8 protein-coding genes are annotated in these 12,096 nt (G+C 60.7%); 3 read left to right on the top strand and 5 right to left on the bottom strand.

Annotation, left to right across the window (positions count from 1 at the left end):
• Nucleotides 1-7: 7 nt before the first annotated feature.
• The 3 genes from AC3IX4_RS20940 to AC3IX4_RS20930 all read right to left on the bottom strand — a co-directional run bounded on the left by AC3IX4_RS20940 (nucleotide 8) and on the right by AC3IX4_RS20930 (nucleotide 3,201).
• Complete coding sequence (locus AC3IX4_RS20940; RefSeq protein WP_489257295.1) at nucleotides 8-1,225, bottom strand: nitrate/nitrite transporter; 1,218 nt, start codon at nucleotides 1,223-1,225, stop codon at nucleotides 8-10.
• A gap of 176 nt (nucleotides 1,226-1,401) precedes the next feature.
• Nucleotides 1,402-1,977, bottom strand: a complete 576-nt coding sequence (locus AC3IX4_RS20935; RefSeq protein WP_489257294.1) for an ANTAR domain-containing response regulator — start codon at nucleotides 1,975-1,977, stop codon at nucleotides 1,402-1,404.
• Between the two features lie 15 nt (nucleotides 1,978-1,992).
• The gene (locus AC3IX4_RS20930; RefSeq protein ID WP_489257293.1) at nucleotides 1,993-3,201 is read right to left on the bottom strand and encodes a CmpA/NrtA family ABC transporter substrate-binding protein; all 1,209 of its coding nucleotides are present in this window, start codon (nucleotides 3,199-3,201) and stop codon (nucleotides 1,993-1,995) included.
• A gap of 215 nt (nucleotides 3,202-3,416) precedes the next feature.
• Here AC3IX4_RS20930 and AC3IX4_RS20925 point away from each other — a divergent pair, with 215 nt between their 5' ends.
• Entirely contained in the window at nucleotides 3,417-4,439 is a 1,023-nt protein-coding gene (locus AC3IX4_RS20925) for a quinone-dependent dihydroorotate dehydrogenase (protein WP_489257292.1), read from the top strand.
• Nucleotides 4,440-4,564: 125 nt separating this feature from the next.
• Here the strand turns inward: AC3IX4_RS20925 and rmf are convergent, their stop codons facing one another.
• A complete protein-coding gene (gene rmf / locus AC3IX4_RS20920) occupies nucleotides 4,565-4,780 on the bottom strand; it encodes a ribosome modulation factor (protein ID WP_008368461.1) in 216 nt (71 codons plus the stop codon).
• Nucleotides 4,781-5,320: 540 nt separating this feature from the next.
• Between rmf and rlmKL the strand changes: the two genes are divergently transcribed.
• Both rlmKL and AC3IX4_RS20910 read left to right on the top strand, forming a co-directional pair.
• Nucleotides 5,321-7,528 (top strand): bifunctional 23S rRNA (guanine(2069)-N(7))-methyltransferase RlmK/23S rRNA (guanine(2445)-N(2))-methyltransferase RlmL, encoded by a 2,208-nt coding sequence (gene rlmKL / locus AC3IX4_RS20915; RefSeq protein WP_489257291.1) that lies wholly within the window; start codon nucleotides 5,321-5,323, stop codon nucleotides 7,526-7,528.
• 140 nt (nucleotides 7,529-7,668) lie between these two features.
• Nucleotides 7,669-10,056, top strand: coding sequence for a sensor domain-containing diguanylate cyclase (locus tag AC3IX4_RS20910; RefSeq protein WP_489257290.1), 2,388 nt, complete (start codon nucleotides 7,669-7,671; stop codon nucleotides 10,054-10,056).
• 457 nt (nucleotides 10,057-10,513) lie between these two features.
• On the opposite strand, the gene dacB is transcribed toward AC3IX4_RS20910, so the two are convergent.
• Complete coding sequence (dacB, locus tag AC3IX4_RS20905; RefSeq protein ID WP_489257289.1) at nucleotides 10,514-11,971, bottom strand: D-alanyl-D-alanine carboxypeptidase/D-alanyl-D-alanine endopeptidase; 1,458 nt, start codon at nucleotides 11,969-11,971, stop codon at nucleotides 10,514-10,516.
• Nucleotides 11,972-12,096 lie beyond the last annotated feature (125 nt).

Here is a 12,096-nt window from a genome sequence, read left to right as displayed (position 1 = left end):
AAGTGTCTCAGACGCGCGCGGCAGTGACGGCCGCCGAGCCCCAGGTGGTGCGCCAGCGTTGCTTGACGCCGTACAGGCCGAACCAGGCCAGCACGCCCAGGCTTGCGAACAACCACAAGGCCAGTTGATAGCTGCCGGTGTGTTGTTTGATGGTGCCAAGGCCCGCTGCCAGCAAGAAGCCGCCAATGCCGCCGGCCATGCCGATCAGGCCGGTCATGACGCCGATTTCCTGGCGAAAGCGTTGCGGCACTAACTGGAATACGGCGCCATTGCCGGCGCCCAGGCCCAGCATTGCGGCGACAAACAGCGCCAGTGCGGCCATGGAGCTGGAGAGGTTGAAGCCAACAGCGGCAATGCAAATGGCTGCCACGGTGTACATCGCCAGCAGTGTGCGAATGCCGCCGAAGCGATCAGCCAGCGCACCGCCCAGTGGGCGCATCAGGCTGCCGCCGAACACGCAGGCAGCCGTGTAGTAGCCGGCTGTCACGGGGCTCAGGCCATATTGGTCGTTGAAGTAGCCGGGCAGGGCGCTGGCCAGGCCGATAAAGCCGCCAAAGGTGACGCTGTAGAAAAACATGAACCACCAGCTGTCGCGATCGCCCAGGGCCTTGAAGTAGTCGGCCATGGATTTGGCTTTCGGCCGTTGCGGCGCGTTGCGGGCGATCAAGGCGAACACCACCAGGGTGATGAGCAGTGGGATCAGCGCAAAACCGAACACGTTGCTCCAGCCAAACGCTGCAGCCAGCATCGGAGCGAGCAGGGCGGCAAACACGGTGCCTGAGTTGCCGGCACCGGCAATGCCCATGGCCTTGCCTTGATGCTGGGGTGGATACCATTGCGAGGCCAGTGGCAGCGACACCGCGAACGAGGCGCCGGCCACGCCCAGGAACACGCCCAGCAACAGGGCTTGCTCGTAACTGTGGATGCCCAGTTTCCAGGCACCGAACAGCGCACAGACCACGATAACCTGGCCGATCAGGCCGGCGGTTTTCGGTGACAGTCGATCCGCCAGCATGCCCATGACAAAGCGCAGGATCGCACCGGACAGGATCGGTGTGGCGACGACCATGGCGCGTTGCTGCGTGGTCAGTTGCAAGTCGGCGGCAATCTGTACGGCCAAAGGGCCGAGCAAGTACCAGACCATGAAACTCAGGTCGAAGTACAAGAAGGCGGCGAACAGGGTAGGGGCGTGGCCGGATTTCCAGAAGCTCGTATTCGTATTCATTGAACACCTCGACTGCGATCAGTCTCAACGGAAGTCTTTTGGGGCAAAAAAAAGACGTCGCCTCCCAGCTGGCCAGGGCCAGTGGGGTGCGACGTCTTTGTCGTGATTTCAGGCAACCGCCGTTGGCTGCCTGCAGGAGTTATCAGAGAACTAGCAATACCTGGGCCAGAATTGTTTCAGCCCAGCAACTCGCTCATGGCAATGATCTGTTCGGCGACCTGGATCAGCTTTTGCTGTTTGCTCATGGCCTGGCGGCGCATCAGGGTGTAGGCCTGTTCCTCGTTGCAGGCCTTCATTTTCATCAGCAGCCCCTTGGCCAATTCGATGCGCTTGCGCTCGGCCAATTGTTGGTCGCGGGCATGCAACTGGGCTCGCAGGGCCTGGTCGCTCTCGAACCGGGCCATGGCCACGTCCAGGATCGGGTGCAGGCGCTGGGCATGGATGCCCTCGACGATATAAGCACTGACGCCGGACTTGATGGCTTGGCGCATCACGCCCGGGTCGTGCTCGTCGGTGAACATGACGATGGGCCGGGGCCAATCGCGGGTGACCAGCACCACTTGTTCCATCACGTCACGGCCGGGTGACTCGGTATCGATCAGGATCACATCCGGGCGCACCGTTTCGACGCGCGCAGGCAGGTCGATGGCAGCGCCGGATTCGTCAATGACCTCAAAGCCCGCTTCAATCAAGGCGCTTTTCAGTCGCCCGACTTTTTTCTCGGTGTCATCAATCAGCAGGATACGCAGCATGGTGGCGAGCTCCTGTCAGCGTTGCGCGTGCAAGGGATGGTCGTACAAGGCATGCAAGGTGAAGCTACGCGCATAGCCGGCCGGGTCTGAGCCGTCCCAGACTTTGCCATCGATCAGTTGGTTGCGGCGCATTGGCCGATCCGTGCAGGGAATGCCCAACGCCCCGGCGGCATCGCTATACAGCGAACACTGTTGTACTTGCCGTGCAACCTGCAGGTAGTCGGGCTCGTCACGCAGCAGGCCCCAGCGGCGGAACTGGGTCATGAACCACATGCCGTCGCTCAGGTACGGCTGGTTCACAACGCCTTCATTGTGGAAATGCAGGCTGTGCGGGTCGTGCCAGCAGTGCCCGAGGCCGTCGTCGTAGTTGCCCAGCAGCCGCGGCTCGATATCGGTTACTTGGGTGGCAAGGAAATCTTGTCCGCTTAGCAATTGGGCGGTGCTGCGCAGGTTTTCCGGGCTTTGCTCGATAAAACGGCTGGCTTCAAGGACCGCCATGACCAGCGCACGGGCGGTATTGGGGTACTGGTTCACGAACGCCTGAGTACAACCCAGCACCTTTTCCGGGTGGTCCGGCCAGATCGACTGACTGGTCGCGAGCGTAAAGCCAAGCCCCTGCCCGATGGCGCTGGCAGCCCAGGGTTCGCCTGCGCAAAAGCCATCAATGCGACCGGCCTGCAGGTGGGCGACCATTTGTGCCGGCGGGACCACCACGCTGTCGATATCGTAGAGCGGGTGAATCCCGTGGCTTGCCAGCCAATAGTTCAGCCACATGGCATGGGTGCCGGTGGGGAAGGTCTGGGCGAAGGTGAGTTTTGTCTTGCTTTGGTGCACGTGCAGGCGAAGTGCTTCAGGATCGGTCACGCCCAGGCGCTGCAGTGCCGGGGAAAGGTTGATGCTCTGGGCGTTCTGGTTCAGGCCCATCAGGACCGCCATGTCGTTGGCGGGTGTACCGCCGATGCCCAGGTGGACGGCGTAAATCAGGCCGTAGAGGCTGTGTGCGGCGTCCAGCTCGCCGTTGATCAATTTGTCGCGCAGGGTCGCCCAGGAATTCTGGCGCTTGAGGTTCAGGGTCAGGCCGTGGGCCTGGGCAAAGCCCTGGGTGGCGGCCACCACCACCGAGGCGCAATCGCTCAGGGCCATGAAGCCGATGTTCAAGCTATGTTTTTCGGGGGCATCGCTGCCATTGGCCCAAACCAGCGGATTCACGGGGATGTTATTCATCAGAGCACTACTACCCATAAAGAAGCGCCGGTGGGGCTCGCGCGGTTGCGGCCTGGCGTCGCTGAAATCCTTGCCCTGTTCCGCCGTTGGAGCAGGGAGATGGGGTAGCTAAAGCAAAGCATATGCCAGGCGGTGAGCGACGGGGCTGGGCTTGGAGTCGCCGCCCCGGCTATAATCGCCGCCCTTACCCGTCCCCCGTCGAGCTCACGTCGCCCATGTATAACCTGGCCCGCCAGCTGTTGTTCAAACTCTCCCCGGAAACCTCCCACGACCTGTCGCTGGATTTGATTGGCGCCGGTGGCCGTTTGGGTATCAATGGCCTGCTGACCAAGGCGCCCGCGCGCTTGCCGGTCAATGTCATGGGCCTGGAGTTCGCCAACCCGGTCGGCCTGGCCGCGGGCCTGGACAAGAACGGCGCGGCCATCGACGGTTTCGCGCAGTTGGGTTTCGGTTTCGTTGAGATCGGCACCGTGACGCCGCGACCGCAACCGGGCAATCCCAAGCCACGGATTTTCCGTTTGCCTGAGGCCGAGGCCATCATCAACCGCATGGGCTTCAACAACCTGGGCGTGGATAACCTGCTGTCACGGGTTCAGGCGGCCAAATACCGAGGCATCCTGGGGATCAATATTGGCAAGAACTTCGACACCCCGGTCGAGCGTGCGGTCGACGATTACCTGATCTGTCTGGAAAAAGTCTACGGCCATGCCAGTTACATCACGGTCAACGTCAGCTCGCCTAACACACCGGGCCTGCGTAGCCTGCAATTCGGCGAGTCGCTCAAGCAGCTGCTGGCCGCACTGGCCGAGCGTCGTGAAGTACTGGCTAGCCAGCATGGCAAGCGTGTGCCGCTGGCCATCAAGATTGCCCCGGACATGAGCGACGAAGAAACCGTGCTGGTCGCCGCGGCCTTGCTGGAGTCGGGGATGGATGCGGTGATCGCCACCAACACCACCCTGGGCCGTGAAGGTGTCGAAGGCCTGGTTCATGGTGACGAGGCCGGTGGCTTGTCCGGTGCGCCGGTACGCGAGAAGAGCACTCACATCGTCAAGGTGCTCTCGGGTGAGTTGGCAGGGAAGATGCCAATCATTGCCGCGGGCGGCATTACTGAAGGGCGCCACGCGGCAGAGAAGATCCAGGCCGGCGCGAGCCTGGTGCAGATCTACTCGGGCTTCATCTACAAGGGCCCTGCCTTGATTCGCGAGGCCGTAGACGCCATTGCCGCCTTGCCGCGCTGATTCACACGGGCATTAAAAAAGCGCCGGCATTAAAAAGGGCCCCTTGAAGGGGCCCCTGGGCCTCAGCCCGCCGCCCGGATGGGGCGTGCATGGTTGATGGGAAAGATTAAAAGTGTCCTCGTGATTCAGCCAACGGCGTGAAGTTCGTTGAGTCTATGGATACCCGCAGTGCCGGTCATACCGTCCCAGTTGTCGCCGCGTCCTTCGCGCCAGCCGTTAATCCAGGCTTGGCGTACTGACGGTAGAGTAAAGGGGCAAAGCTCACGGGATTTGCCATGGATGCCGTATTGGTATCCGCGTAGAAATGCTCGTTCCAACGGATCACGCTTAAGTCTTCTCATAGGGTGTTGCCCTCACTTGTTGACTGTAATGTCCCGTCGGCCTCGTTGAGGCCGGGCAGATTCATTCTGCCGGTGTTGCGCGCTCGCTGCCGGCGTGGCGAGCAAAGGTGTTGCCTCGTTGCGAGACAACCTGAGTTGATTTCTACCCAAGGCGTAGGGCTGTGTGAATGATCGATTTGTCATAAGCACGTAACCTTTAAGGTATACGAGCCATAAGTAAAAAATTGATTCAAGGATGGTTCGCATTCAAACCCCGCTATCATCAGGGTTTGCCCATTGCGTGACCTCAGAACGCCATGCCTTTTGGGTTGGCGAAAAAAAGTCACATGAAACGACGAAGGGTCATATATCGGCCTTTTGCCAAGGACATTTTTCACTGCCAAGCGATCAAAGGCATTTTGCTGGCGCAGAAAGCTGTCGATTGCGAGGCGGAAACGGCACCTTAGGGTGCCACGCGGGCGCCGTTTGAAAAGCGCTTGATCAAACATCGAACAGGCAATGCGTTGCCCGTTCACCTATTGCCAAGACTCTGGAAAAACCATGTCGGATCGTTACGAACTCTACCTCACCTGCCCCAAGGGCCTCGAAGGACTGCTTGCCGAGGAGGCCGCAGGCCTTGGCCTTGAGGATGTGCGCGAGCACACATCGGCGATCCGCGGCAGCGCCGACATGGAAACCGCCTACCGTTTGTGCCTCTGGTCGCGCCTGGGCAACCGCGTGCTGCTGGTGCTCAAGCGTTTTTCCATGAAGAACGCCGACGATCTTTACGACGGCGTCAATGACGTCGACTGGCAAGACCACTTGTTGCCCGACGGCACACTGGCGGTTGAGTTCAGCGGGCATGGTTCGGGCATCGATAACACTCACTTCGGCGCCTTGAAGGTCAAGGATGCCATCGTCGATAAATTGCGCACGCCCTCGGGTGAGCGCCCCTCGGTGGACAAGCTCAACCCGGACCTGCGCGTGCATCTGCGCCTGGACCGTGGCGAGGCGATCCTGTCCCTGGATCTCTCTGGCCACAGCCTGCACCAACGGGGTTACCGCCTGCAGCAAGGGGCTGCGCCACTGAAGGAAAACCTGGCCGCGGCGGTGCTGATCCGTGCCGGCTGGCCGCGCATAGCAGCCCAAGGCGGGGCGCTGGCGGACCCGATGTGTGGCGTGGGTACCTTCCTGGTCGAGGCAGCGATGATCGCGGCCGACATCGCGCCTAACCTTCGGCGCGAGCGCTGGGGTTTCTCGGCCTGGCTCGGCCACGTCCCGGCGATGTTCCGCAAGCTCAAGGAAGAAGCGCAGGCACGCGCTGATGCGGGTCTGGCACGCCAACCCCTATGGATCCGCGGCTATGAGGCCGACCCACGACTGATTCAGCCAGCGCGTAACAACGTTGAGCGTGCCGGCTTGAGCGAGTGGGTCAAGATCTATCAGGGTGAAGTGGCGACCTTCGAGCCGCGCCCGGACCAGAACCAGAAAGGCCTGGTCATTTGTAACCCTCCTTATGGCGAGCGCCTGGGCGACGAAGCGAGCTTGCTGTATCTCTATCAAAACCTTGGCGAACGCCTGCGACAGGCCTGCTTGAACTGGGAAGCGGCGGTATTCACCGGCGCGCCGGACCTGGGCAAGCGCATGGGTATCCGCAGTCACAAGCAGTACGCATTCTGGAACGGTGCCTTGCCCTGCAAGCTGTTGCTGATCAAGGTTCAGCCTGACCAGTTCGTGACCGGTGAGCGTCGCAGCAGCGAAGAGCGCGCCCAGCGCGAAATCGAAAGCCCAAAATCCAGCAACGCAGCTCCCGTGGTTGAGGAAGCGCGCCTGAGTGAAGGCGGGCAGATGTTTGCCAACCGCCTGCAGAAGAACCTCAAGCAGATGAGCAAGTGGGTGCGCCGCGAAGGCATCACCTGCTATCGCGTGTATGACGCCGACATGCCTGAGTATGCGCTGGCCATCGACCTGTATCACGACTGGGTCCATGTCCAGGAATACGCAGCACCGCGTTCGGTCGATCCCGAACGTGCCCAGGCGCGTCTGTTCGATGCCTTGGCAGCGATTCCGCAGGCGTTGAACATCGACAAGAGCCGCGTGGTGGTCAAGCGTCGCGAGCGCCAGAGCGGTACCCGCCAGTACGAGCGCCAGAGCACTCAAGGGCAGTTCCTTGAGGTCCAGGAAGGTGGCGTCAAGTTGCTGGTCAACCTCACCGATTACCTGGACACCGGTCTGTTCCTGGACCACCGGCCGATGCGCATGCGCATCCAGCGTGAGGCGGCAGGCAAGCGTTTCCTCAACCTGTACTGCTACACCGCCACGGCCAGTGTGCACGCGGCCAAGGGCGGCGCGCGCAGCACCACCAGTGTTGACCTGTCGAAAACCTATCTGGATTGGGCGCGTCGCAACCTGTCCCTCAATGGCTTCTCCGACAAGAACCGTCTGGAGCAAGGCGATGTCATGGCTTGGCTTGAGGCTAACCGGGAAGAGTTCGACCTGATCTTCATCGACCCGCCAACCTTCTCCAATTCCAAGCGCATGGAAGGGGTGTTCGATGTACAGCGCGATCACGTCCAGTTGCTGGACATGGCCGTCGCTCGCCTGGCGCCGGGCGGGGTGTTGTACTTCTCCAACAATTTCCGCAAGTTCGAACTCGATGCCAATTTGGCCGAGCGTTATGCGGTTGAAGAAATCAGTGCCCAGACCCTGGACCAGGACTTTGCCCGCAACAGCAAAATCCACCGCGCCTGGCGTATTCAGGCACGCTAAGCGTCATCCGACGGCTGGTCGAGAGCCCTGCAGTGCAGGGCTCTATAGTCACATGATTGCTAGGCAAAATAATGGCGAATAGCTATAAATCAGGGAAAGCCACTGTGAAGCTCCGTTCGCCGGCGTTGTGAGTTCCCTTTATGTCGTTGCAGGCCGTTCGCCCGAAGATTCTAGGCTTTATCAGTGAGGACGCCTCTGCCTGGATAGTGGCTGCCCTGGCCTTTGCCGCAGGTATCTTGTTGACGGCGCTATTGGCCCTGGCAACGCATGAGCTGTATCAGCGTCAGTTGCGCCAGCGTTTCGAATTGCTGGCCAATGAACGCTTCAGCCGGATTGAAGAACGCTTTGAAGACCAGGTGCAACGCCTGGAAGGACTTCGACGTTTTTTCGTGTTCTCCACAGACGTCACCCGCAGCGAATTCGATGGCTATGTCCGACCGCTCTTGGGTCGCACACTGGCCTATTCCTGGGCTCCCCGGATCAAAGGCGGCGAGCGCTCCGCCTTCGAGCAGTCGGAGCGCGAGCAGGGCATTGCGAATTTTTCCATTCGTGAGGCCAGCACCGCTGACCAATTGATCGCTGCGTCACCCCGCGACGAATACTTGCCGGTGCTCTACAGCCTGTCATTGAGCGCGCTGGAGCGGCCGTTGGGTTTCGATCTGCTTTCAGATCCTGCTCGCCGCGCAGCGGTTGTCAAAGCGGCTGCCGCGGACAGCATGACCGTTACCACGCCCATCGACCTGGTAGGGCTTGAACCCGACTATTCCCGCGGGGTGTTGATTCTGGCTCCGGTGTTCGCGCCCGGCACATCAGTACTCAAGGGTTTTGTGATGGCTGTGGTGAGCATGCGTCAACTGATGTCCGAAGGTTTACCGGCGACGGCGCCGGACAACCTTGAGGTCAGAATCCTGGACCTCTCCGCGCCAGGCGAACACGAGGTGCTGTTCGAGTCCAATGCCGACGACGACGTGGCCAAGCTCTCGGCAAGCCAGTTAGTGCGGATGGCCGACCATAATTACCGACTCGATATCCGCCCCAGCGCAGTCTTCATGCAGGCTAACCATTCCTCCGCGGCCAACGTGGTAGCGCTGTTCGGCGGCCTGCTCAGCCTGCTGCTCAGCGCGCTGTTGTACAACCTGGTCAGCCAGCGTCAACGTGCCTTGACCCTGGTCGAACAGCGGACGGCTGAACTTCGCGCCAGCGAACAGGAGCTGCGCGGCACCCACGGTCAATTGCGCAGCGTGCTCAATGCGGCCACTCAGGTGGCGATTATCGCCACCAACCTGCGGGGCGTGGTCAGCACCTTCAACGCCGGTGCTGAACTGATGCTGGGTTACCGAAGCGAAGAGGTGGTCGGTCGGTTGATGCTGGAGGACTTGATCTTGCACGAGGAGTTGCAGGCGCGCGCGACCGTGCTCAGTCAGCGCTATGGCCGCGAGATTCCGGTGGCCCAGGCCATGTTGGCCGAAACCATCGAGGACGGTGGCCGCCAGCCCCGTGACTGGACGCTGGTGCGCAAGAATGGCACTCACCTGACGGCCAATATGCTTGCCACCGCCGTGCTCGATGAGCATGGGCTGTGGGTCGGTCACCTGGCCATTTGCATCGATGTGACCGAGCGCAAGCGTGTCTACGAAGCACTCGCGGCGCGTGACAGGTTGTTGGAAAAGCTGACCGCGGAAGTGCCCGGCGGCATCTATCAATTTCAGCTCAACCCCGATGGCAGCTCATGTTTCACCTACGCCAGTGAAGGGTTGCGTGACATCTACGAAATCGACCTGGAGCATTTGCGCCGGGACGCCACGGCAATCTTTGAACGTATACACCCTGAGGACATTGCGCAGGTGCGGTCGTCGATTCGTGACTCGGCCACCTTCCTGACCCCGTGGCGCGAAGAGTACCGGGTGCAGTTGCCGCGTCGCGGCCTGCGCTGGGTGAGGGGAGAGGCCACACCTGAGCTCCTGCCGGACGGTGGCACACTGTGGCACGGTTACCTGACAGATATTTCCGACCTCAAGCGCGTTGAAGAGGAATTGCGCGCCTTGTCCATCACCGATTCCTTGACCGGCATCCATAACCGTCGTTATTTCCAGGAACGATTGAAAACCGAACTCGATCGTGCCCACCGGGAGCACCTGGACCTGGCGGTGATCATGCTGGATATCGATCACTTCAAAAGGATCAACGACCAGTATGGCCATGCCATGGGCGACCATGTGCTGAAAAGCCTATGTCAACGAATCAGCCAGCGACTGCGGCGTTCCGACGTGTTCTGTCGGCTGGGGGGCGAAGAGTTCATGGTGTTGTGCCCGGGCAGCAATGCCGAGCAGGCCCACTCGTTGGCCATGGAGCTCTGGCAAGGGTTGCGCGGCGTGCCTGTCGAGGGCGTGGGTTATGTCACCGCAAGCTTCGGCGTGGCGGGCTGGCGCCGTGGCGAGGGTGGCGATGCCTTGTTGTTGCGCGCCGATTCCGGGGTATATGCGGCCAAGCAGGGCGGGCGTGACCGGGTGGAGTGGGAATTGCTGTAGGAGCTAGGCTTGCCTGCGATGGCCATAGGTATCTACACAATTCTGGGGCAGCGCGGCTCTTGTAGCCGCTGCCGAGGTACGAGGCTGCGATCGGCGGCGAAGCCGTCGTAAATTCAGGCCCTTCGGTGTGCCTGATGGATTACGGTCTCAGGTTTTACGGCCGCTTCGCTGCCGATCGCAGCCTCGTACCTCGTCAGCGGCTACATTCGTAGCAGTAGACGAGTTCAGCGAGGCCAGGTCCGGGGACGTAGTCCTCGCAAAGCCTGTACTCGCGGTGTATCTGAATACTGAAGTGCCAGGTTTTACGACTGCTGCGCAGCCGGACGTGGCCTCGTTCTACTCGTCCACTGCTACGAAATGCAGTACACCAAAAGATGTGTAGATACCTATGCTGCGATGGCGTCACCGCGGTAATCAGTCAGGTCCGCGGCGCGCTCATCGCGAGTAAACTCTGCTCCTACAACACGGACGCCGTCTCGGCAATCTTCGGCTGGCGATACAGCTCCAGCAGCACTTGGTCGAGTACCGACGAAGCACCCCATGGGCGCGGGTCGTTGAGGATGGCAACCACCGCCCAGGTCGTGCCGTTGCTGTCGCGGCTGAAGCCAGCGATGGCGCGTACAGTGTTCAACGTTCCCGTCTTGATGTGGGCTTCACCGGCCATGGCCGTGCGCTTGAGGCGCTTGCGCATGGTGCCGTCCATGCCGGTCAGGGGCAGCGAACTGATGAATTCGGCGGCATAGGGGCTTTTCCAGGCAGCCTGCAGCATGCTGGCCATTTCCCGTGCGCTGACGCGCTCGGCACGCGACAGGCCTGAACCGTTCTCCATCACCAGGTGCGGAGCGGTGATACCTTTTTTCGCCAGCCACTGGCGTACCACCCGTTGCGCGGCCTTGGCATCGTCGCCGTCGGCGTCTGTGCGGTACTTGGCGCCCAGGCTCAGGAACAGCTGCTGAGCCATGGTGTTGTTGCTGTACTTGTTGATGTCGCGAATGATCTCCACCAGGTCAGGCGAATAGGCCCGAGCCAGTAACCGCGCATTCTTGGGCACGATTTCGAATCGGTCACGGCCCTGAAGGGTACCGCCCAGCTCATTCCAGACCGCCCGCACGGCGCCCGCCGCGTAGGTCGGGTGGTCGAGCAGCGACAGGTAGGTTTGTGAGCTACAGCCGTTGGCCAACTGGCCGGTCACTGTGATGCTGACGCCATCGGCCTGGGTCACCGGGTTGTAACGCACATCGCCGGTGCATTTGTTGCCGGCTGTGGATTTGACCTGATTGTCGATGCGGATGCTGGCGATGGGCGGTTCGACCGACACCAACACCTTGCCACCGTCGTTGCGAGCCACGAAGCGCAGGGCCTTGAGGTTGACCATGAGTGAGTCGGGCTTGACCAGGAAGGGCTTGTTATCATCGCCGCCATCATCATTGAACTCAGGCAGTTGTGGCTGATTGAAAAAGCTGCGATCGAGCACCAGGTCGCCGGTGATGTTCTGTACGCCGTTGGCGCGCAGGTCGCGCATCAGCAACCAGAGCTTTTCCATGTTCAGTTTTGGATCACCACCACCCTTGAGGTAAAGGTTGCCCTGCAGGGTACCGTTGCTCAGGGTGCCGTCGGTGTAGAACTCGGTTTTCCACTGATAAGTGGGCCCCAGCATTTCAAGGGCTGCATAGGTGGTCACAAGCTTCATGGTCGACGCTGGGTTGACCGACACGTCGGCGTTGAACACCGTTGGCGTGCCCGGGCCATTGAGCGGCAGCATCACCAGCGACAGGGCGTTGTCCTGCAGTTTGCTGGCCTTGATGGCTTGCTGGACCTTGGGAGGAAGCGTGGTATTAAGGGCGGCGGCATTGACCGAAAAGGTCAGGGGAACGAGCAGGCTGGCGAGCAGCAGTGGACGTAAAGATTTGATCATATGGAAGTAAAACCCTGCGGGCGAGGGGTGAAAATGCGAGGGCAGAAAAATGAACGCCCCCCCTGCGATTAAATGTAGCGGGCATTATGCCCCAAGCGCGGCCTTGTAGGGGTGACAGCATGTCA

The sequence above is a fragment of the Pseudomonas sp. KH_021 genome, assembly GCF_057838865.1.
This window is presented reverse-complemented; position numbering and strand designations above follow the sequence as displayed.

Coding starts and splice junctions, on each gene's coding strand:
- AC3IX4_RS20940 (WP_489257295.1), bottom strand. CDS start 1,225: ATGAATACGAATACGAGCTTCTGGAAATCCGGCCACGCCCCTACCCTG.
- AC3IX4_RS20935 (WP_489257294.1), bottom strand. CDS start 1,977: ATGCTGCGTATCCTGCTGATTGATGACACCGAGAAAAAAGTCGGGCGA.
- AC3IX4_RS20930 (WP_489257293.1), bottom strand. CDS start 3,201: ATGAATAACATCCCCGTGAATCCGCTGGTTTGGGCCAATGGCAGCGAT.
- AC3IX4_RS20925 (WP_489257292.1), top strand. CDS start 3,417: ATGTATAACCTGGCCCGCCAGCTGTTGTTCAAACTCTCCCCGGAAACC.
- rmf (WP_008368461.1), bottom strand. CDS start 4,780: ATGAGAAGACTTAAGCGTGATCCGTTGGAACGAGCATTTCTACGCGGA.
- rlmKL (WP_489257291.1), top strand. CDS start 5,321: ATGTCGGATCGTTACGAACTCTACCTCACCTGCCCCAAGGGCCTCGAA.
- AC3IX4_RS20910 (WP_489257290.1), top strand. CDS start 7,669: ATGTCGTTGCAGGCCGTTCGCCCGAAGATTCTAGGCTTTATCAGTGAG.
- dacB (WP_489257289.1), bottom strand. CDS start 11,971: ATGATCAAATCTTTACGTCCACTGCTGCTCGCCAGCCTGCTCGTTCCC.